21 protein-coding genes, 1 tRNA gene and 1 pseudogene are annotated in these 20,527 nt (G+C 61.2%); 11 read left to right on the top strand and 12 right to left on the bottom strand.

Annotated elements, in window-relative coordinates; genetic code table 11:
- Window positions 1-2 precede the first annotated feature (2 nt).
- From ACP148_RS14815 to ACP148_RS14800, 4 genes are all read left to right on the top strand, one after another.
- Window positions 3-1,016 carry a TRAP transporter substrate-binding protein gene (locus ACP148_RS14815; protein WP_421951978.1) on the top strand — a complete coding sequence of 338 codons (1,014 nt, stop codon included), beginning with the start codon at window positions 3-5 and terminating at the stop codon, window positions 1,014-1,016.
- 62 nt (window positions 1,017-1,078) lie between these two features.
- Window positions 1,079-1,597 carry a TRAP transporter small permease gene (locus ACP148_RS14810; RefSeq protein WP_421951977.1) on the top strand — a complete coding sequence of 173 codons (519 nt, stop codon included), beginning with the start codon at window positions 1,079-1,081 and terminating at the stop codon, window positions 1,595-1,597.
- Window positions 1,594-2,889, top strand: a complete 1,296-nt coding sequence (locus ACP148_RS14805; RefSeq protein WP_421951976.1) for a TRAP transporter large permease — start codon at window positions 1,594-1,596, stop codon at window positions 2,887-2,889. The genes ACP148_RS14810 and ACP148_RS14805 overlap by 4 nt, the downstream gene beginning before the upstream one ends.
- A gap of 29 nt (window positions 2,890-2,918) precedes the next feature.
- On the top strand, window positions 2,919-4,094 hold the full coding sequence (locus ACP148_RS14800) for an MFS transporter (RefSeq protein ID WP_421951975.1): 1,176 nt from the start codon (window positions 2,919-2,921) through the stop codon (window positions 4,092-4,094).
- Window positions 4,095-4,321: 227 nt separating this feature from the next.
- Here the strand turns inward: ACP148_RS14800 and ACP148_RS14795 are convergent, their stop codons facing one another.
- The 9 genes from ACP148_RS14795 to ACP148_RS14755 all read right to left on the bottom strand — a co-directional run bounded on the left by ACP148_RS14795 (window position 4,322) and on the right by ACP148_RS14755 (window position 12,405).
- Window positions 4,322-4,942 carry an isochorismatase family protein gene (locus tag ACP148_RS14795; RefSeq protein WP_421951974.1) on the bottom strand — a complete coding sequence of 207 codons (621 nt, stop codon included), beginning with the start codon at window positions 4,940-4,942 and terminating at the stop codon, window positions 4,322-4,324.
- A 53-nt stretch (window positions 4,943-4,995) separates the two neighbouring features.
- A complete protein-coding gene (locus ACP148_RS14790) occupies window positions 4,996-6,027 on the bottom strand; it encodes a leucyl aminopeptidase (protein ID WP_421951973.1) in 1,032 nt (343 codons plus the stop codon).
- A 1-nt stretch (window position 6,028) separates the two neighbouring features.
- Window positions 6,029-6,838: an alpha/beta fold hydrolase gene (locus ACP148_RS14785; protein WP_421951972.1), complete on the bottom strand. Its 810-nt coding sequence runs from the start codon at window positions 6,836-6,838 to the stop codon at window positions 6,029-6,031.
- 11 nt (window positions 6,839-6,849) lie between these two features.
- The gene (locus tag ACP148_RS14780; protein ID WP_421952191.1) at window positions 6,850-7,551 is read right to left on the bottom strand and encodes a maleate cis-trans isomerase family protein; all 702 of its coding nucleotides are present in this window, start codon (window positions 7,549-7,551) and stop codon (window positions 6,850-6,852) included.
- A 70-nt stretch (window positions 7,552-7,621) separates the two neighbouring features.
- Window positions 7,622-8,845: an FAD-dependent monooxygenase gene (locus ACP148_RS14775; RefSeq protein WP_421951971.1), complete on the bottom strand. Its 1,224-nt coding sequence runs from the start codon at window positions 8,843-8,845 to the stop codon at window positions 7,622-7,624.
- A 53-nt stretch (window positions 8,846-8,898) separates the two neighbouring features.
- The gene (locus ACP148_RS14770) at window positions 8,899-9,702 is read right to left on the bottom strand and encodes an ABC transporter permease (RefSeq protein ID WP_421951970.1); all 804 of its coding nucleotides are present in this window, start codon (window positions 9,700-9,702) and stop codon (window positions 8,899-8,901) included.
- Between the two features lie 2 nt (window positions 9,703-9,704).
- Entirely contained in the window at window positions 9,705-10,499 is a 795-nt protein-coding gene (locus ACP148_RS14765) for an ABC transporter ATP-binding protein (protein WP_421951969.1), read from the bottom strand.
- 32 nt (window positions 10,500-10,531) lie between these two features.
- Window positions 10,532-11,278: an ABC transporter permease gene (locus tag ACP148_RS14760; protein ID WP_421951968.1), complete on the bottom strand. Its 747-nt coding sequence runs from the start codon at window positions 11,276-11,278 to the stop codon at window positions 10,532-10,534.
- Window positions 11,279-11,394: 116 nt separating this feature from the next.
- Window positions 11,395-12,405 (bottom strand): ABC transporter substrate-binding protein, encoded by a 1,011-nt coding sequence (locus tag ACP148_RS14755; protein WP_421951967.1) that lies wholly within the window; start codon window positions 12,403-12,405, stop codon window positions 11,395-11,397.
- A gap of 243 nt (window positions 12,406-12,648) precedes the next feature.
- Between ACP148_RS14755 and ACP148_RS14750 the strand changes: the two genes are divergently transcribed.
- Complete coding sequence (locus tag ACP148_RS14750) at window positions 12,649-13,326, top strand: TetR/AcrR family transcriptional regulator (protein ID WP_425033557.1); 678 nt, start codon at window positions 12,649-12,651, stop codon at window positions 13,324-13,326.
- Window positions 13,327-13,603: 277 nt separating this feature from the next.
- Window positions 13,604-13,719: pseudogene (locus ACP148_RS14745) on the top strand (IS3 family transposase); the annotation flags it as partial.
- 212 nt (window positions 13,720-13,931) lie between these two features.
- Here the strand turns inward: ACP148_RS14745 and ACP148_RS14740 are convergent.
- A tRNA-Ser gene (locus ACP148_RS14740) sits at window positions 13,932-14,021 on the bottom strand.
- A gap of 367 nt (window positions 14,022-14,388) precedes the next feature.
- Between ACP148_RS14740 and ACP148_RS14735 the strand changes: the two genes are divergently transcribed.
- The 3 genes from ACP148_RS14735 (at window position 14,389) to ACP148_RS14725 (ending at window position 16,167) form a co-directional block, all read left to right on the top strand.
- The gene (locus tag ACP148_RS14735) at window positions 14,389-14,712 is read left to right on the top strand and encodes a hypothetical protein (protein WP_421951965.1); all 324 of its coding nucleotides are present in this window, start codon (window positions 14,389-14,391) and stop codon (window positions 14,710-14,712) included.
- A 62-nt stretch (window positions 14,713-14,774) separates the two neighbouring features.
- The gene (gene msrA, locus ACP148_RS14730; protein WP_421951964.1) at window positions 14,775-15,425 is read left to right on the top strand and encodes a peptide-methionine (S)-S-oxide reductase MsrA; all 651 of its coding nucleotides are present in this window, start codon (window positions 14,775-14,777) and stop codon (window positions 15,423-15,425) included.
- Window positions 15,426-15,579: 154 nt separating this feature from the next.
- Complete coding sequence (locus tag ACP148_RS14725; RefSeq protein WP_421951963.1) at window positions 15,580-16,167, top strand: DUF2799 domain-containing protein; 588 nt, start codon at window positions 15,580-15,582, stop codon at window positions 16,165-16,167.
- A 259-nt stretch (window positions 16,168-16,426) separates the two neighbouring features.
- Here ACP148_RS14725 and ACP148_RS14720 read toward each other — a convergent pair whose 3' ends face one another.
- Both ACP148_RS14720 and ACP148_RS14715 read right to left on the bottom strand, forming a co-directional pair.
- Entirely contained in the window at window positions 16,427-17,059 is a 633-nt protein-coding gene (locus tag ACP148_RS14720; RefSeq protein ID WP_421951962.1) for a peroxiredoxin, read from the bottom strand.
- 392 nt (window positions 17,060-17,451) lie between these two features.
- Window positions 17,452-17,733 (bottom strand): SelT/SelW/SelH family protein, encoded by a 282-nt coding sequence (locus ACP148_RS14715; RefSeq protein WP_421951961.1) that lies wholly within the window; start codon window positions 17,731-17,733, stop codon window positions 17,452-17,454.
- A gap of 66 nt (window positions 17,734-17,799) precedes the next feature.
- Here ACP148_RS14715 and ACP148_RS14710 point away from each other — a divergent pair, with 66 nt between their 5' ends.
- The gene (locus ACP148_RS14710) at window positions 17,800-18,753 is read left to right on the top strand and encodes a sugar-binding transcriptional regulator (protein WP_421951960.1); all 954 of its coding nucleotides are present in this window, start codon (window positions 17,800-17,802) and stop codon (window positions 18,751-18,753) included.
- Window positions 18,754-19,026: 273 nt separating this feature from the next.
- Complete coding sequence (locus ACP148_RS14705) at window positions 19,027-20,337, top strand: ABC transporter substrate-binding protein (RefSeq protein WP_421951959.1); 1,311 nt, start codon at window positions 19,027-19,029, stop codon at window positions 20,335-20,337.
- The last annotated feature ends 190 nt before the right edge of the window (window positions 20,338-20,527 follow it).

Below are 20,527 nucleotides of genomic sequence, written 5' to 3'. Positions count from 1 at the left end.
CCATGAACCACAATCTTATAAAGACGATGCTGCTCGTCGCGACGGGACTGGCCCTTGTAGCTGGCCCCGCCACGGCTCAGGAGTTCCGGCTCACCTACTCGACAAGCTATTCGCCGACCCATCCCTATGGCGCCGCGGACGAGCAGTGGATCGAACGCATCCAGGACCAAACCGACGGACGCGTCGCGATCACTCCGTTCTGGGGCGGTTCGCTGATCACCAGCCGTGAAGGTGTGGACGAATTGGCCGCCGGCGTTGCCGACATTGCTTTCATTGCCCCGATCTACGCAAGCTCGGGCTATGACCTGAGCCGCCTCACGCCGCAGTTCTTTTATGGTTATGAGGATGCCCAGGACGTTCTGGGCGTCTATCTCGATCTGTGGGAAGAATATCCCCAGTTTGCCGAGGAACTCGATGGCGTCAAGGTTCTGGGGTTCAACGTGGGTACGCCCATGCATCTGATGCTGCGCGAGCAGCCGTTCGAAGAGCTCGCCGATCTGCAGGGCCTGCGCATCCGCTCTGCTGTGGACTATGTCGGCGCGCTGGCAAACTTTGGCGCCGAGGGCGTCACCATGCCCATGGCCGAGACCTATCCCTCGCTGCAACGCGGCGTACTGGACGGGGTGATAGCGCCCTATGAAGCGCTGAAATCTCTGAGCTTTGCCGAAGTGATCGGCTACTATTCCGAACTCCCCCACAGCCGCGGCGCCTATCCGTCGCGTGCCATGAACGGGGACGTCTGGGCCAGCCTGCCAGAAGATATCCAGCAGGTCTTCGAGGACAATATCGATTTCTGGACTCAGACCAATTACGAGCTGTCGCAGGCCGCCGAGGACGAGGGCCGGGCCTATGGCGAGGAAATGGGCGTCGAGTTCAACGCCGTCGATGAAGCCGTCATATCCGAATATTCCGACGCCTTTGCCGCGACCGCCCAGCAGACCGCCGAGCAAATGGATGCCAATGGCCTGCCGGGAACCGAGATTCTCGACAAGGTTCGCACGGCCCACGCCGAGTAGAACATAGCATTGCCGCGCGCCGAGGGGGTGCGCGGCAAATCCACGCTCTGTGAGAGGCACCCATGACCTCGTTTGAAACCCTTCTGCGCCGGGTGTGCGCGCTGGCCGCCTTTGTCGGGGTCGCCGCCATTCTGGCCCTGATGATGCTGACGGTGGTCACCGTTGTCTTCCGCGCCATCGGCATCGCCTTTCCGGGCACCTATTCGCTGGCCGAACTGCTGCTCATTCCGGCCGTCAGCTTCTCGCTTGCCTACGCGGCCATGCAAAATGAGCACACCCGCGTAACCCTGTTCGTGGACCGCATCAAAAACGACCGTATCCGGCGCGGGCTCGATGGCATCATGACGCTGCTGGGCACGCTGTTCTGGGTGGCGATCGGCTGGGCGACGATCAAGGAAGCCATCCGCCGGGGCGCTCAGGGCGAACTCTCGCCGATCATCAACGTGCCTGTCGCTCCGTTCCGCTGGGCCATGGCCACGGCCATCATCCTGCTCTGCATCGTCCTGGTTTTTCAAGGCATCAAGCTCTTGAGCGGACGCGAGGTCGAAGAGCATCCACACGGTGGGGACTATACGCAATGATGGCAGTCACCATAGGCTTTCTGGGCCTTGGCATTCTTTTTTCGTTCATCGCGCTGGGTATGCCGATCGGCTTTGCCATGGGGCTGGTGGGCTTCACCGGCTTTGCCGTCATCATCAGTTTCGACGCGGCGATCGTGCGGATCGGCGTCACCGCCTACGACCTTGCCACCAATGAAGCCATTGGCACTATTCCGCTGTTTCTGTTCATGGCTCACGTCCTCTTCGCCTCGGGCATAGGGCGTGACCTTTATGATTTCGCGTCAAGATGGCTTGGCCGCAGGCGCGGGGGGCTGGCCATGGCGACAGTCGGGGCTTCATCAGGATTTGCCGCGGTCAGTGCGTCGAGCCTTGCGACGACGGCCACCATGGGGCTGGTGGCCATGCCTGAAATGCGCAAGCACAATTACAACGTGTCGATGGCGTCCGGCAGCGTGGTGGCCGGCGGAACCATCGGTTCGCTGATCCCGCCGTCTGGCATGTTCATCATCTACGGCATTCTAACCGAAACCTCGATCGGCAAGATGTTTGCCGCCGGCATCATACCGGGCATCCTGCTGGCCCTGTTTTACATGATCGCCATCGCTATCTGGTGCCGGCTCGATCCTAATGCCGGGCCGCGGGGCCCGAAATATACGCTGAAGGAAAAGCTCTGGAGCTTTACGCGCACGGGCGAGGTTATCGTGCTCTTCGCGCTGGTGATGGGCGGTATCGTCTTGGGCTGGTTCACCCCCACCGAGGCCGGGGCAATCGGGGCGTTCGGGGCTATCGTCGTATCGGTGGCGCGCCGTCGGCTGACCTGGGCTGCGGCCAGGACCGCCATTTATTCGACCCTCAAGACCACGGGCATGATTTTTGGCATCCTGTTTGGCGCGTTGGTCTTCAACTCATTCATCACCGCAAGCACCATCCCGCTCAACATCGTCAACTTCGTCACCGACAGCGGTCTGCCGCCCATGGCGGTGCTGTTTCTCGTCCTCGGAGTCTATTTCGTGCTCGGCATGGTGCTCGATGCCTCCGCGATGATGACGCTCACCATACCGCTCTTCTTTCCCCTGATGATGAATTTGGGGTTCGACGCCATTCTCTTCGGCGTGCTTGTGGTTCGTATGACCGAGATCGCACTGATCACGCCACCGGTGGGCATGAACGTCTATATCCTTTCAGGAGTGGTCAAGGACATTCCACTTGAAAAGATATTCAAGGGCGCACTGCCTTTCGTTGCGGCGGACATTCTCCACGTGGCCATGCTGATAGGATTTCCGATCATCGTGTTGTGGTTGCCCAGCCTGTGAGTCCCCCCGCCAAACGCGGCTGGGGCCTCGTGACCACCACGGGGGTCCTGACCGGCTTCGGCCACGGTTTCGTGGCCTTCGCCGTTTCGGCGCTGCTCAAGCCGATCGCACTCGACCTTGAGACAAGTCGCGGTGCTGTTTCGACCGCCATCGGGCTGGGCCGACTGGCGTCCGGTATCGCTTCGCCGATCGTCGGGCGCGCTACCGATCGTTCCGGAGCCCGCGGCGTTGTTGTCTTGGGCATGGTGCTGACGGCGCTCGGACTTGTTGCGCTGGGGTTCGTCCAGACCGAAGCTACCCTCTATCTCGCGTGGTCGGTACTGGTTTCGGCCGGCGTGGCTGCGGGCTTCACGGTTGCGCTCGACAAACTTGTGGTCGCGTCGATCAGGGAAACGCGCGGCATGGCGCTTGCCATGCGATTCTCGGTGGCTGCGGTCGTTTCGACTTTGCTTGTCCCCTTCGTCACGGTACTGGTCGACACCGTCGGTTGGCGCAACACCTGCTTTATCTGGGCGCTGGTGATTCTGGCACTCTTGCCCATTCCGCTTTTGACGTTCGAGAGGCACACCCCGCCACAACCGCCAGCAAGCGGGATCGCCAAAAATTCGGCAGGCACGGTCCGCTCGATTCTCGTTCAGCCGGCCCTCTGGCTGATTGCCTTTGCGTTCATGGCACAGGCGGCGGTTGTGACTGGGCTTTCGGTGCACCTGGTTCCGCTCATGACCGACAACGGTCTGACCGCCACAATTGCCGGCACGCTGTTCGGCGGCATGATCCTGCTGTCCGTGCCGGTACGGCTTCTGGCCGGAGTGGTGGCCGACCGGGCGCCGATCAGTGTCCTGCCGATTTTTCTTGCCATCCTGCTTGTCCTCGAAGCCGTTGCGATCGCAAGTTTTGCGCTGGCACCCTCGTTTGCCACCATGCTCGTTGTTGTTTTGGCGCTGGGGATCGGGGCCGGCGCACCGACGCTGGTTGTGCTTTTGCTCTGCGCCCACCTCTTTGGGGAAGACAGGTTTGCCACCGTGCAAGGGGCGCTGATGTTCATGCAGGTCCCCGGCACGATGGTGGCTCCGATCGTCGCCGGCCTGGTTCACGACTGGACAGGAAGCTATCAGGCGGCGGTGGCAATCTTTTCCATCGCCCTGGGCGCGGCAGCGTTGGCTATCGGATGCGTCCGGGTCCCTGTTCTGGCGCACAGAACCTGACCGCTAACCCGGGAATTTTTGCTGGTGGGACTTTATCGGACGCGACAAAACAACAGCTCTAGAGCGCTTCCAGGATAAGTGGCTACCACTTATCCGGTTCGGAAGCGCGATAAAACAAAGACTTAGAGCAATTGAAGCGATTCAAGGAAGCGCTGAAATGCTCCAGCAAACCTTCGTCTGACTAAGCCGGAGTTTTTGGCCAACGTCTCGCACAGGAAAAATTGCGATCAAACGGACGACAGCCAAACCTCGATACTGGCCGCGTCGGTAACATCGGCATATTTCTGGTCCATGTCGTAGAGTGCGGCCTCGTGGGGAGGTTTGGCGCGGTCCGCGCAACAATCGGCCGGCACAAGCGTATTGAACCCCGATTGAACGGCATCGACCACACTGGCCCGCACGCAGCCCGAGGTCGTCGCACCTGCGATCACAAGCGTGTCGACTTGCATCCCCGTCAGCATCGCCGCCAGCGAAGTACCGAAAAAGGCGGATGCGCCCTTCTTGGTGACGATCGCGTCGCCAGGCTGAATACCCGTCGCCGCGTCGATCTCGACAAGCCGTGTTCCTTCGATCAGGGCGGCCATGCCACGTGCCTTGCGCAGCCACGCCAGCCCATCGATCTCGCCCTTGTGATAGGCAATGGTCGTATAGATTACCGGAAACCCTTGGGTCCGCGCCAAATCGGTCAGGCGCCGCGTCGCGGCCATCTGGCTCGTAGCATCCGACGCTGTCGGATAGCGCGTGTCGGTGAACCCATAAGTGAAATCGACAACCACGATCGCCGGACGCTTGCCGCGCGGCACCGCGTGGCCAAATCCGGCGTCTCGATAGATCTCTGCCTGTGACATGTTCGATCCTTCCCGGTCGCCCCGCCGGCCCCCGCCGGCCGAGCAGCTTCACATCAGGCCCGCGCCATCTGCATCTCTTTGACGACCAGATCGCCGTCGATGACGATCGCCTCATCGTCGAGGAACAGCGAGCAATTGCGCATGGGAATGTCGAGATGGCAGGCCGTGTCGTTGGGACCACCCAACTCGTTGTTGGGCCCTGTCGAAAACATGACATTGCCGTAAAAGCTGCGCGGCTCCATGCCCATTCCGCCCGGGAATTCGCCCGGCACCATGCCGTGCCAATGGGCATTGGGGTTCATGCCCCAGCCCACATGGCTCATCCCCTTGCCGCGCTCGTCGTTGAACGCTGCCATATAGGATTTGACCAGTTCGGCATCGAGTCCGCCCCGAATGTCGGTGATCCAGCCCTTTTCGATCGTATATGTGATGGGATCGCGCACATACATGTTCTGCGGCAGCAAGATGTCGCCCGGCGCCACGACGATCTGGCCATCCACCCCGTCATCATCGCCGCCCGTGAAGACGAACCCCGAGGGCCAATGGTCCCAACGTCCCGGCTCGTCGGTCGAAGCGTATTCGGCAACGGTGGGATAGGTGTTGAGCTTGTAGGTGACATCTGTGCCATTGGGCGAGGTGATCCGCATGACCGTGGCTTTCGCCAGATACTCGGCCCCGATCTCGACCTTCTCGCGCAACTCCTTGCTCGGCAGCATACGTGCCAGAAGCGCCGGCGGCTCGACGGCCGTCAATATCCGCGTCCCCGCCGCCTGGATGGCGAACTGTTCAGGCGAAAACAAGAGGAACACACAATCGATCAGCATGTCGCAATTCTTGAGCGCCTCGACGGCGTCGGGCAGCGCAGCAAGTCCCGTTACGCCCACATTCCAGCCGCCGGTCGGCAGCGGTGCGGGCAGGCGCATATGATACATTTGCGCCCCGAGCCGCTGCCCGGCCGCCATGAAGGCGTCGGCATAATCGAGCCGGTCGCTGCCCTGGGTCAGCACAACGAGTTTTTCGCCATTCTGAACGCCGCTCATCTTGAGCTGGTGCAGACAGATTTCGGTGAAGCTGGCTTGATCCATCTTAAAAGTCTCCCTTTGTGACGGGCGCTTGGCCCCGAAAATCCATGACGGCGGCGAGGAAACCTTCTAGGTCGTCCCATGGAATCATGTGTCCCGCGCCATCGACGGTGCGGGTCTCTATCGAAGGGGCGAGCGCCTCGATCTCTGCGACGTCCGCGTCGCCGATCACCGGCGCTCCACCGGCCACCACCAGCCGCATGGGCAGTGCAATCTCAGGCAGATCAGCGTGAATGTCGTCGCTGTGGAACCCGTCATAAGCGGTCCGGATCGCATCGAGCTGGCAGGTGTGCAGCCACTCTGCGCGCAGCGCGTTCTGCGCGTCCGTCCAGGTCGGACAGAACTGTTTCATATCCTCGGCCGAGCACCCCTTTTGGGCCATGAGGATGGATTCCTCGTACCAGGGCCAGGCCGAGGGATAGGCCCGCCGCCCCGGCCCGGAGACCGGTGGATCGACAAGTATGAGCCCGCTGAAGGCCTCCGGGTCGATCCGCGCCGCCCGGATGGCGATCCGGGCGCCCATCGAGTGTCCCAGGACGACGGCCTTGTCGAAATGCCCCGAACGCGCCAGCGCCACCACGTCGTGCGCCATGGCATCGAGCGAATAGTCGATATCCCCGGACTGGCTCAGTCCACGCCCCCGCACGTCGAGCACATGCACGTCAAACGCCTCGGCCAGCCGCTCGGCAACGAACCCCCAGGTGATCGCCGGCGAGGTGATCCCCGGAACGAGCAACATCTGGGGGCCATGGCCGGGATAATGGATAAGGTGCAGGCGGATGCCGTTGGCTGTGATGTTGTATCCGGTCGCCATCGCCCCGCCCCTCAATATGCGCCCGACAGCAGCGAGCCGCCACCAGGCACCCGCGTATCGAGCTCCAATGATTTGAGCATCTGCCATGTCGTGGCGATCGCCGCCGTCAGAACCGGCTTGCCGGTCTGCGCCTCGACCAGCGGCACGGCCGCCAGAGACGGCATCTGCACGCAGGCCGACAGGACCACCGCATCGACATCAGACGTGTCGATACCCGAAACGATCCCCGGCAAATTCATCGGATCGTGCGCCGCCACATCGAGATTGTTCTGGATTTCCAGCGCCCGCCAATGGACGACATCGATCCCCTCATTGGCGATGTAGTCGACGACCATCTCGGTCAGCGGCTTCATATAGGGCGCAACGATGGCCACCCGCTTTGCCCCGATCGCCTTGATGGCATCGACCAGCGCGCCGGCCGAGGTCACAACCGGTGCCGCTGCGTCATTTTCGGCCGTAACGCCCTCGAGCCGGGCTTGAGATTCCCGGTGATAGCCATGCCCCATCGACATGATGGCCACCAGGCACGCATAACCCAGCACATCGACCCGGGCGTCCGATAGTTCCAGCGCGCAGCGGTCGCTGTCGCCATCCATTTTCGCAAGTTCGTCCTTGGTCACATGCTTCATCCGCATGCGCGCCGAATGGAAGGTGAACCGCTCGGGGGAGATCATTTCCCGCGCCCGGAGCAGCGCCGGAATTTCCGTTTCCATAGTGACGTTCGAACTCGGCACGATCTGGCCGATGCGGTAGATCTTTATCGTGGTGTCCATTGTCCTGCCCTCACGCGTTGACGGCGCGCGGAGGCGTCACCGAATTGCCGAAGCGCCTGGCGTCATATTCGTAGACCCAGTCGGTTTTGATCCCCGTGGTCTGGGGCGAAAAGATCGCGCGGAGGCGATAGTCCAGATCGCGCTTGAACTGCGCCCAAGGCGTCGGCAGGTGATAGGTCCGGCCCCGCTCGCGGGCTTCGAGTTGCACGCGGCTGGTCCGCGGACGCCGCTCGGCCTCATAGGCAGCAAGCGCCTTGTCCGCGTCTGGCTGCTGCGCCAAAGCCGAAGCCAGAACGAACCCGTCCTCGATCGCCATCGCCGCGCCCTGCGAGAGGAACGGCAGCATCGGATGGGCGGCATCGCCAAGCAGCGTAACCCGCCCTCTCGTCCAGTTCTCCATGGGGTCACGATCAAACAGCCCCCAACGGAATACCTCGTCGGCGTTGGAAAACAGCTTGATCAGATTGGGGTGCCAGCCTGGAAACCGCGCCAGCATTTCCTCTTTCGAGCTTTTGGCGTTCCAGCTTTCCTCGACCCAGGACTTGGTCTCGCTGACCGCCACGATGTTCACCGCGCTTCCGCCATTGACGTAATAGGTGACCACATGGCCGTTCGGCCCCATCCAGAACGAGGAATCGGGGCTCACGTAATCGACGACTCCGCCAACCGGGACCACTGCGCGATAGCACATATGCCCGGTGAACTTGGGGTCCTGGGAACCAAACAATTGTGCCCGCACGACAGATCGCACACCGTCGGCACCCACGATCAGGTCGGCGGTAAATTCGGTTCCGTCTGCAAATACCGCCGTCGCTCCGCTTTCGTCTTGCCGCACCCCGGTGCAGAGCTTGTTGAAATGGGTGATATCCCCGGGCAACGTGTCGGCAAACAGCGCATGCAGATCGGCGCGGTGGATATGGACGTAAGGGGCGTCATAGAGCGTCTCGCAGCTACCCTTGAGCGGAATGCGGAAATTTTCCTTGCCGGTCTTCCAGTTCCGACCCACGACGGCATTGGGCAAAAAGCCCTTGGCCATCAGCGTGTCAAACAGTCCGAGCGCCTTGATGACCTTGACCGCATTGGGGGTCATCTGGATGCCGGCGCCCACTTCGCCGAACCTGTCTGCCCGCTCGAAAAGCTGTACGGCAAAGCCGAGCTGCAACAGACTCACGGCCAGGGCCGCACCGCCGATGCCGCCACCTACGATCCCGACGGTCTTGATTGTCGTCTTCATCCTCACACCCACATTATTATTCGTATGTCTATTTAATTAAGAGCGCGCGCGGATCACTGCCGCCAGCGCAACAGGCGCTTTTCCACGCGACCGAGCACGCCCTTTTCGAGCAACTGCATCAAGATGATGAAAAGGATCGCGATGGCCAGAACTTCGCGCATGCGCAACAGGCGGAAGGAGTGAAAAATCGCCGCTCCGATCCCGTCCGGTTGCCCGATCGCCTCGACCACCACCACAAGCTTCCAGGACAGCGCGAAGGAAAACCGCGCCGCCGTCAGAAGCGCCGGCACGAGCTGGGGCACGAGGCTGACCCAGAACGCCTTGTCGGCCGGGATGCGATAGATCTGGGTCATCTCATCCAGCCCCTTGTCGCGGGCCTGGACGCTTGAGCGCACGATATTGGAGACGAACGGCGCCACCGCCATGGTGAGCGCAACAAACCCTGCCGCTTCCCCCGTCCCCAATGCCAGAATGGCAAAGATGATGAACACAGGATCGGGCACGGCCAGCGCCAGCGCCAAAAGGGGTTGGAAGAAAGCCTCGATCTTCCTGTTCATGCCGATCGCGATCCCAAGAATCGCGCCGACGATCGATGCGGCGATAAAGGCAGCCGCGACCCGGCTGAGGGTGAGCAGCAGATTGTCGTAAAACGCCTGTGACACCAATTGCCTGCCCATGGCCAGCGCCGTGTCATAGGGTGTCGGCACCCAGGGCCGGACGGTGATCGAGAGCACCGTCCAGATGGCAAAAAGACTGGCCACGGCTAAAGTCACGCCCAGCAGGCGGACATTGCGATCGGTGCCGGCTTTGCGGCGAGGCGTCATCACGGCGCCCTGCAATGGAGTTGAGAGCGCCATGGTTACGCCACCTCGCGCGGCTTGACCGGCTCAAGGCCCCAGGCGCCTTCGACCCGCCGCACGATATCGGCCTCAACCTCGCCGATCATCGGATCGTCATAGGCCCGCGGCCGCGCGATCGGCACATTGTAGTTCTCAAACACTGTCGAGGGCCCGCGCGTCAGGATGATGATCCTGTCAGCAAGATAGACGGCCTCACGGATCGAATGGGTGACGAAAACGATCGTAGCGCCGGTCCGGGCCCAGATGCCCGAAAGCTCCTGGCGCAGGCTGCGGGCCGTCACCTCGTCGAGTGTGCTGAGTGGCTCGTCCATAAGGATATAGGAAGGGTCGACCAGCAGCGCGCGGGCGATCGACACCCGCTGGCGCTGTCCGCCCGATAGCTGCAGCGGCCAGGAATCCTTGAACTGTCGGATATGAAGGATATCGAGCAGGCGGTCGATATCGTTTTCCCACCGATCCCTGGGGACATCGGACGCCGCCAGCACGAGCTCGAGGTTCTGCTTGACGGTCCGCCACGGCAACAGTCGATGCGCCTGGAAAACATAGCCGAGCTTGGGCGCCGACCGGCCCGCATCATAGAGTGGCAGGTTTTCCACCTCGACCACCCCGCGCGTTGGAGGCAGCAGCCCGGAAATCACATTGAGCATAGAGGATTTGCCGCATCCGGACGGCCCGAGGATGGCGACGAACTCACCCCGCTTGATCTCGAAATCGAGGCTGCCGATGGCCGGATTGCCTGCGTAGCTGACGCCGATACCTTCGACCTTGAGCACTGTGTCTTTGTTGCCGGTCATGATGAACCCTTGTCTTTTTGAACTGTCTTGGATCAGGCGCGCCAGCGGAATACATGCCGCTCGGCGACGCGCAGCACGCCATATTCGACGGCGAGCACGATCGCCATGAACACCAGCAGCCACAGGTGAACCTGCACCATCTGCATGTATTCCCAGGCGTGATCAAACTGCGCCCCGAACCCGATCCGCGCCGCTCCGAAAATCTCGGCGACCACGATCACCTTCCAGGCCAGCGCATGTGCGTTGCGCAGGGCCGAAAAGATGAAGGGCGCAATGAAGGGCAACAGAACGTGCCGGATATAGCGCAGCGGCCCGAGCCGATAGATCTGTGCGGCTTCGGCCAGATCCTTGTCAGCGCTCTTGAGCCCGTCGCGCAGCCCCACCGCCATGAAGGGGAAGGTGATGAACATCACGACCACGATGTAGCCGATTTCGGCGCCCCGAAAGATCGCCAGCGCCATGATCGCCGCAATGGCGCTGGGGGTCCTGAGCGCCGTCGTCACATAGATCGAGAGCACCTGTTCGGCCAGCTTGCTCTGGGTCATGGCCAGCGCGGCGAGGGTTCCCAGCACCACTCCGCCGGCGAGCCCCAGGGCCACGCGATAGAGCGTGATCGCGATATTGCTCCAGGTGTCGGCCTGCATCAGAAAATCGGGGAGAGCGGCCGCCACGACGAAGGGGTCCGCAATGAAATTGGTGTTTCGATAGGCGATCCACCAGATCGGCAACAGCATAAGAACTGCGCCGACCGAGATGATGAGATTGTTCTCACGCTGCATCGCGGGCCTCCGTGTGTCTGGCACCCGGAGTTACTGCAAGAACTCCGGGTTTTTGCTTGGTCGCGCTTCCGAACTGCAAAAGTGGTGCCCACTTTTGCCCGAAACGCTCCAGGGGATCAGGCGTCTGGTTCGCCGACCAGATCCTCGAGCCGCACCATCACGCCCTCGGGCACTTCGGTGATGACCAGTCCTTCTTCGGCCAGCCCTCCGAGAAAACCGTAGCCACCTTCGATGATCTCGGGGGTCCACTCATTGGTGAAATAGTCGAACGTGCTGGCATTTTCGATCAGGACATCGAGGACTTGGGGGCTGGTGATCCCCAGACCGGAGACAATGTAGTCTTCGCGCAGGATTTCGTATCCGCTCTCACTCATGATCGCGATGGCCTCGTCATAGGCATCGCGAACCGCATAGGCGAGCTCGGGATTGTCCTGGAGCCAACTGGTATGGGCCACCATGTTGGTGATCCAGGGCGCAAACCCGCCGGTGAATCGGGCATAGTCCGAACCGGCCTGCAGCAGATAGCGCCCCTCCGTCGCCAGCATCGCTTCGCTGACATAGGATTCGAAATTGAAGATCGCATCAACCTCGCCCGATTCGAGCAGCGGCACGAGCGCAGCCGGTCCGACCTGGGAGAAATTGTATTCGTCGAGCACGTCGAAGCCATACATTTCCCGGACAATCGACCGGATGAACATCGTCGTTCCGGAATCGGCGCCGAAATGGCCGACATTCATGCCGATCAGATCCTCGGGCGTTTCCGCTTCGGAATCGCCGGGCACCACAATGCCCATATAAAGGTTGCCAACCGGGTAGAACGCCGTGACATCGAACCCTTCGGTGCGCGCGATTGAAACGCCGATAATGTCGTTGTCCATGGCGATGTCGGAATTGCCGATCAGAAAGTTCTGCGCCGCGCTGTCGGACGGTAGCAGATCGAAAACACCGCTAAAGCCATGCTTTTCGTCAAGCCCCTCAGCTTGCATGACCATGAGCGGAACGCCCCCGAGGCTGCCTGCGACAGCCTGGATGCGCACTTCGGGCATGTCCTGCGCAAGGACGCCGGTTGCCCCTAGAGCGATGATCGAGGCGGCGGCCACGCTCTTTCCCTTTGGAATAAAAAACATTGGATTTCCCTCTCTTTGTGCCCCGGTCCCCTGCGAACCGGCATCGCTCAAATTAAATAATTAATCGAGCGATTAATTTCTTTCTAGCGCCACCGCGCAAATACTGCAATAGGGTTGATCAGATTTTCTTACTGCACCAAATATGGGCAAACTTGAAGGGGTGGCGGCATGGCCCACAAAGCTCGAGTTAGACGGATCGAATAAACCGCTGTAAGTCAGCATAAAAAAGCGGGAGAGAGCGATTTGGCCAAGGTCATTGAGCAGCGCAAGAAACGGCCTGGGCGGCCGGAGGGACAAACCCAGTCGCGCGAGGAAATTCTCGATGCGTCCGAGTTGATGTTCGCCGAACTCGGCTATGCCGGAACCTCGCTCCGCCATGTTGCCGAGAAGGTCGACATCACGACGGCGCTCATCACCTATTATTTCGGTTCGAAGGAAAACCTCTTCCGCGAAGTGTTTCTTCGCAAGGGCCGCGAGATCGCCAAATCCCGCATGCAGAGCCTTGCAGCTATCACCGCCGATGGGAGAACGCCTCTCGTCGACGACCTCGTCCGCGCCTTCCTTGCCCCCTCGATCAAGCTCCGCGAAACAAGGCAGGGCTTGGCATTCCTGCGCCTGCACTCCCGACTCCATATGGAACCCGAAGCGCTCTCATACGAGCTGCGGCGCGAAGTCTATGATGAATCCACTCGCGCCTATGCCAGCGCCTTCCTCAAGGCGTTGCCCGAACTCGACGAACCCACGGTCTATCGCCGCATGTCGCTTTTGATCGGCGCTTATCTCTACGCCTTTTCCGACACCAACCGCCTCGAGGAACTCGTTCCAACAAATAGCCCGACCCCTGGGATATTTTACGACCTCGAGGAAATAGTCGCCTTCGCCTCGGCCGGCATGCGCGCCGCCGCCATTCCGCTTCGCTAGCGTCAAGCCAGCAAGCTGGAGCGCGTCGAGCAAAAGCATGTCCTCGGCCCGATCGGGGAGGACTTGGATCAAGTCCGCGATTGAAAGGCCCGAAGGGCCGCGCAAGCGAAAAGCGGATTTGATCCAGAGTTGCCCCTTTGGTTCTGAACCGTCGATTAAAGCAGACAGATTGGCGTTGAACGCCGCCCATCCGGTTCTGGCCCGCTGCCGCGAATTTGGACCATTCTGAACTGGAATTTCCCAATTGTGATCCCGTGCCCGGGCGATGGAGAATGCCCGGTATGCCGGCTTGATGCCGTCGGAGATGAAGCGGATCGTTGCCGATCTGAGCCTGGACGAGGCCATGCTTCAGGATGTGCTGTCAAAAAAGCTCTGAGGCCTGCCCGCAAGCGCCATCGGGAACAACCCCCCGATATCGCTTATGAGCGCATCAGGGGCAGCCGGCCCGCCCTGATCATTCATCCCCGGAAATTCCGCATCCGGGTAGTCCAAAATCGGGAAGTAGCTCAAGGCGGATCATTGGAGCAACAACGTTGGGGCGCAGCCTTCAACTTGCTCGCAAATAATCTGAATAATATCAGCGACTTCAGGGTAAAGTAGGAAAATGGCGGAGAGAGAGGGATTCGAACCCTCGAGACGGTTCCCCGCCTACACACTTTCCAGGCGTGCGCCTTCGACCACTCGGCCATCTCTCCGCGTGGCAGCCCGATTATCCGGCTTTGCGGTCTATGCCAAGGGGCGCGGGGCAAAAAAGCTGCAAAACTTTTCTTTCCGGACGTTTCGGGGACAAAATTGCCGCGATCCGGTAGGGATGAACGCCCTTTATCGAGTTTGCCGCCCGCAGATCACCACCTTGCAACAGCTTGCGCGTTTCGCGGAAAAGTGAAGATGCGCGAGGGGATCATTTTGCCCGCCGTGTGCGTTGCGCCCCTTTGCAATTAATCAAACATCGAGATTCCCGTTGCACTTGCCCCGGCCCGCCATGCTATTGTTAACAAAGCCTTTCGGAAAAGATCGAGGTGCAGCAATAGCACCATGCCCGAAAAGGCAGGGATGAGTACCATGCGTGTAGTATTGAGAATTCTGGCGGCCGCCTTTCTGGCCCTTTCGGTTGTTCTGCTGGTTGCCGATGGCACAGCCATGCTGGCCGCGAACGCCTTTATCGCCACCCCCCTGGCCGCGACCATCGCCAGCCTGTTTCCCGGCACGCTCGAAACCGTGCAACTGGCCGTTCAAGATAATGTGCATCCCTTGCTGTGGGAGCCAACGCTCACCACATTGCTGGCATGGCCCGGCTGGGCCGTGATCGGCGCTGTGGGCCTGTTGCTAGCTCTTTTGGGGCGGTCCCGGTCGCGCCGGCGCATGGTCAGCATCGACCAGTTCTGACGGCGCCGCACACCGATGCGCACAACCGGCCCGGGCATTTCATCTCCAAGGAGAGTTCGCGCATGATCTTCTCGCTGTTTTCCAAGCCTTCCGACGTTCCCGCTCCCGGCACCGCCTTGCCCGGCCGTGCAACACAGATGGATGTGGCGGCCGACCATTTCGTCAATACCAATCCCCTCAAGGGTCCGTACCCGGAGGGCAGCGAGACCATCTATTTCGGTCTGGGATGCTTCTGGGGCGCCGAGCGGCTGTTCTGGCAGCTGCCGGGCGTCCATGTGACCGCCGTGGGCTATCAGGGTGGGGAAACGCAGAACCCGACCTATGAGGAAGTGTGCTCGGGTCGCACCGGCCACACCGAGGCGGTGATGGTGGTCTATGAGCCGGAAAAGATTTCCCTCGATACCCTGCTCAAGACCTTCTGGGAGGAGCACGACCCCACCCAGGGCATGCGACAGGGCAACGATGTGGGCACCCAGTATCGCTCGGCGATCTACACCACCTCCCAGGCACAGGCCGAAGCGGTGGGCGCCAGCCGGGATCGCTATGCCGCAGAGCTCAAATCGGCGGGCAGGGGAGAAATCACCACCGAGATCGCTCCCGCCGGCCCGTTTTATTTCGCCGAGACCTATCACCAGCAATATCTGGCCAAGAACCCCAACGGCTATTGCGGCCTAAGGGGCACCGGCGTCTCCTGTCCCCTTCCAGCCGCTTGACCCTGAGCGCTTCCAGCAAAAGCATGTCCTCGACTCGATCGGGGATGGGCGCCACTTTTGCGGTTCGGAAGGGAGACCAGAAAATGGTTTGTTGCCAATCCGGCCAGGCCCAACCTATGGTTCGGGCCTGATTTCTTTTGCGGAGATGGGAAAAATGTCGCGCCTGCTTGTGGTGTGTGCCGCGCTTTGCGCGGTGCTGGTTCTGGCCTCCTGCGCAACCCTCTCCCAGGAGCAATGCGAGGCCGGAGACTGGCGCGCCATAGGGTTCAATGATGGTGCCGATGGCCGTCCGGCCGATCGCATATCGAGCCATGCCCAAGCCTGTTCCGAATACGGGATTCCCGTCGACAGCGCCTTGTATCAGACCGGCCGCACCGAGGGCCTGCGGGTCTATTGCCGCCTCGCCAATGCAGAGCGGCAGGGGCGGTCGGGCGAGCGCTATTATGGCGTTTGCCAGGGCGAACTGGGCGCGGCCTTCGCCCGCGTCCATGCCGCCGGCGAGGAGGTCTATGATTTGGAAGTCGACCTCAACAACCTCGACAGCGAGATCGACGCCACCCTCGCCCAACTGCGGCGCGGCAATCCCACGCCCGAACAGGTCGCGGCGCTGACGCGGGAGTTGACCGCCCTGCAAATCGAACGCCGCGTTCTCGACCAACGCATCCGGTCCGCCGAGCAGCGCCTGTCAGCGCAGCGCCGCCAGGAGGAAATTGGACTCTCCCTGGCCGGTATCGCTTCCTGAATTTCGCAAGAAAAAGGGCCCCGCGAAGGGGCCCTTGCCGGATTTGATTGGCCTGAAACCAAAAGCATTTCAGATTTTAACCGAGCCGTTTGGTCCTTTCCGTTGCTGCCCCGGTCCCGGCTTTCGCCGGGATAAACTCCAGCCGGGGCCCAGCAGCGCGAGCCGAAGACACCGGCGCTTGACGTAACTCTCATGGACCCCGGCTTTCGCCGGGGAAGCGCAGAAGGAGACGGGCGATTCCGTAGAGATCTTACGGGCTCTAGGCACCCGGCTGCTTGACGATGCGCAGATAGGGTTTGACCTCGTTCCACCCGTCGGGGAATTTCTCCCTGGCCTGCTCATTGGTCACGGCCGGGACGATAATGACGTCCTCTCCGTTCTTCCAGTTGACCGGCGTTGCCACCTGATGGCGCGCTGTCAGTTGCAGACTGTCGATCACCCGCAGGATTTCATCGAAATTGCGCCCCGTGGAAGCGGGATATTCGAGCTTGAGCTTGACCTTCTTGTCCGGCCCGATCACGAACACCGAGCGCACCGTCAGCGTGTCGCTGGCGTTGGGGTGGATCATGTCGTACTGGCGGGCGATCGTGCCGTCATCGGCAATCAGCGGGAAATTGAGCGCCGCGCCCTGCGTCTCCTCAATGTCCCGGGCCCAGCCTTCATGGTCCTCGATCTTGTCGATCGACAGGCCCAGTACCTTGACGCCGCGCTTTTCGAATTCGGGTTTGAGCTTGGCGGTATAGCCCAGTTCAGTCGTGCAGACCGGGGTGTAGTTCTTGGGGTGCGAAAACAGCACCGCCCAGCTTCCATCGATATAATCGTGAAACCCGATTTCCCCTTCGGTGGTCTGCGCGGTGAAATCGGGCGCCGTATCGCCGATCAGAATAGCCATGTGCGTGTCTCCTTTTCCGTGCCCGAATTTCGGGCGATTGGATCAAAAACTTTCCAATGCAATATGGGCCTTATTGCGTTGTCATGAACCGCTCGCATGGGAAATGTTTTCCCCAATTGCCCCCGATAGCGGGCAAGGCTTTGCCTTTTGGTCAACTTAGGTTGGGTGGACAGTAGGTCAGGGTGTGCCGAACCGAAGGTCCGCGCCAGCGAATATGGTGGCTTTCGAGTGTTCTGACCGGCTACAGAAGGTCCGGTGGACCTTCTGTAGGGAAGAACGCCCGTCGAGCTTGAGCTCGCGGGCTATGAGCGGAGCGTACCTTTCGGTACGTGAGCACCGGAAGCGCAGAAAGCCACCATTTGCAGGCCACCATCACCTGCTGCCCGCCCAACCTAACGGTCGATATGGCCCAGGTCGCGCTCGGGGTCGATAAGGTCGCGCACCTTCTGTTTGAGCGTCTTGACGTCGGGAAAGCCGCCATCGCGCTTGCGTTCCCAAAGCAGCGTCTCCCCGGCAGCGATCTTGAAGATCCCGCCCGTTCCCGGCACCAGCGTCACCCCCTCCAGTTCGGTCCCGAAGGTGGACAGCAGCTCCTGCGCCATCCAGCCCGAGCGCAGCAGCCAGTTGCATTGGGTGCAATAGGTTATGGTGATGGCGGGTTTGCCCGGCTCCATTCTCTCTCATCCTTTCCATACGCGACGATGCGGTATATCTAACCCATTGATCAGGGGGAGAACACCGTGCCGCCGCGTTCGGAAGCCAGCCGCAACAAGCTCGACGATGCCGCCCGCGCCGGGTGGCTCTATTACGTTGCCGGCAACACCCAGGACGAAATCGCCTCAAAGCTCGGCGTTTCGCGCCAGAGCGCCCAGCGGCTGGTCTCGCTCGCCATCTCCGAAAAGCTCATAAAGGTCCGGCTCGACCATCCAATCGCCAATTGCCTCGAACTGGCCGCCGGGCTCAGGGAGCGGTTCGGGCTGCGCCTTGCCGAGATCGTCCCGTCCGATCCCGGCCATCCCGATACCACCCTGGGCGTTGCCGACGCCACCGCGCTTGAAATCGAAAAGATCCTCTCGGGCACCAGCCCCGTTATTCTGGGGATCGGCACGGGCCGCACCCTCAAGGCCGCCGTCGATCTGCTCCCGGTCATGGATTGCCCCCAGCACAAGATCGTTTCCCTAACCGGCAACATCGCCCCCGACGGTTCGGCCGCCTTCTACAACGTCATCTTTTCCATCGCCGACAAGGTCAAGGCGCCGTCCTTTCCCATGCCCCTGCCGGTCATCGCCGCCACGGCCGATGACCGCCAATTGCTGCACAGCCAGGTCGGCATCGAAAAAAATCTTGCCCTTGCCGCACAGGCCAGCGTGTCCTTTGTCGGCGTTGGCGATCTGGGCCCGAACGCGCCCCTCTATGAGGATGGCTTTGTCACCCGCGCTGAACTCAAGGCCCTGCAAAAGGCCGGAGCGGTGGGCGAAATGCTCGGCTGGGTTTTCGATGCCGCTGGCGAACTGGTTTCGGGCATGACCAATGAACGCGTGGCCTCGGCCCCCTTGCCCTCGGGCGAGCGGGCGCTGGTCATCGCCGCGGCGCGCGGTCCCAACAAAATCGCCGCCATCCGCGCCGCCGTTGCCCGCGGCCTCGTCAACGGGCTCATCACCGACGAAGACACCGCCGCCAAGCTGCTGGCCTGACCTCACCGCGCGCCAGCGTTCCTGACCTCACCTCCCCACCACCGTCACCCCGGACGTGATCCGGGGTCCAGTACCCCCAGCATCGGCGGCCACGCTTCCCTGATATTCCCCCAATCCATCATGATGCCGCCCCCCAAACACGGCCCCACGACATGTCGAATTGAGCAATTTCCCCAGCCATGAGCGAAAGCCCCTTGACATTTGGCCGCATAAAGTGAGTAATTGCCCATGCGTATAGCAAATGCTCACCAGAGCATATGGGAGGATTACCATATGAAGTTACGCTCGATCATCATCGGGTCGTGTTCGCTGTTTGCCCTGGCAGCCGGCGCGCAGGCCCAATCGCTCACCATTGCCACGGTCAACAATGGCGACATGATCCGCATGCAGGGTCTGTCCGACCGGTTCACCGAACAAACCGGCGTTGCGCTCGAATGGGTGACGCTGGAAGAAAACGTTCTGCGCCAGCGCGTCACCACCGACATCGCCACCGGCGGTGGCCAGTATGACGTCATGACCATCGGCGCCTATGAAACCCCCATCTGGGCCGCCCAGGGCTGGCTCGCCCCGCTCGACGATCTGGGTGACGACTACAACGCCGACGATCTGATCCCCGCGGTGCGCGAGGCGCTTTCGGTCGACGGCACCCAGTATGCGTCTCCGTTCTACGCGGAAAGCGCCATGATCATGTACCGCACTGACCTGTTTGAACAGGCAGGTCTGGAAATGCCCGAAATCCCCACCTGGGAATTCATCGGCGAAGCGGCAAGGGCCATCACCGACCGCGACAACGAGATCTACGGCATCTGCCTGCGCGGCAAGGCCGGCTGGGGCGAGAACATGGCGTTCATCACTGCTCTTGCCAATTCCATGGGCGGCCGCTGGTTCGATACGGACTGGGAACCCCAGTTCGACAGCCCCGAATGGAATGAAGCGCTCACCTACTACGTCGACCTGATGACCGAAGCGGGCCCTCCGGGCGCCTCGTCCAACGGGTTCAACGAAAACCTTGCGCTGTTCCAGCAGGGCAAGTGCGGCATGTGGATGGATGCCACCGTGGCGGCGTCCTTCGTCTCCAACCCCGATGAAAGCCAGGTCGCAGACAGTGTTGGTTATGCGCTGTTCCCGACCAATGGCGAGTTCGACAACCACGGCAACTGGCTGTGGGTCTGGTCGCTGGCCGTCCCGGCAAGCTCGCAGAACGTCGATGAAGCCAAGCAGTTCATCGAATGGGCAACCTCCGAAGCCTATCTCGAAACCGTCGCCGAGGAAGAGGGCTGGGCCAACGTTCCCCCGGGAACCCGCACCTCGCTCTATGAAAACCCTGCCTATATCGAGGCGGCTCCGTTTGCCGAGATCACCCTTGAGGCCATTGAGGCAGCCAACACCACCAATTCCTCGGTGCAGGATGTGCCCTATGCCGGCGGCCAGTTCGTGGCGATCCCCGAATTCCAGGGCATCGGCACATCGGTCGGCCAGATCTTTTCGGCGGCTCTCGCCGGGCAGACCACTGTCGATCAGGCTCTCGAACAGGCCCAGCAGACTGCCCGCATGGAAATGGATCGGGCTGGCTATTACCGCTAGCGCCTCCCGGGAAGGGCCGGCTGCGGCTGGCCCTTCCTTCCTGCTTTATCCGCCGCCGGCAAGAGCGGCGTGGAGAACTCTATCCAGACAGCGCCGCTGACCCCGAGCGAACGCGTCCGGCAAAACGATGGCCACGGGCTCGCCCGTCAGGCAACAGACATAACCATTGCGCCAAGGTCAGGGAGAGGAC

This window comes from Pelagibacterium sp. (assembly GCF_965249125.1).
GTDB lineage: Bacteria > Pseudomonadota > Alphaproteobacteria > Rhizobiales > Devosiaceae > Pelagibacterium.
The sequence above is the reverse complement of the archived record's forward strand: the minus strand, read 5'-3'. Positions and strand labels throughout refer to the sequence as shown.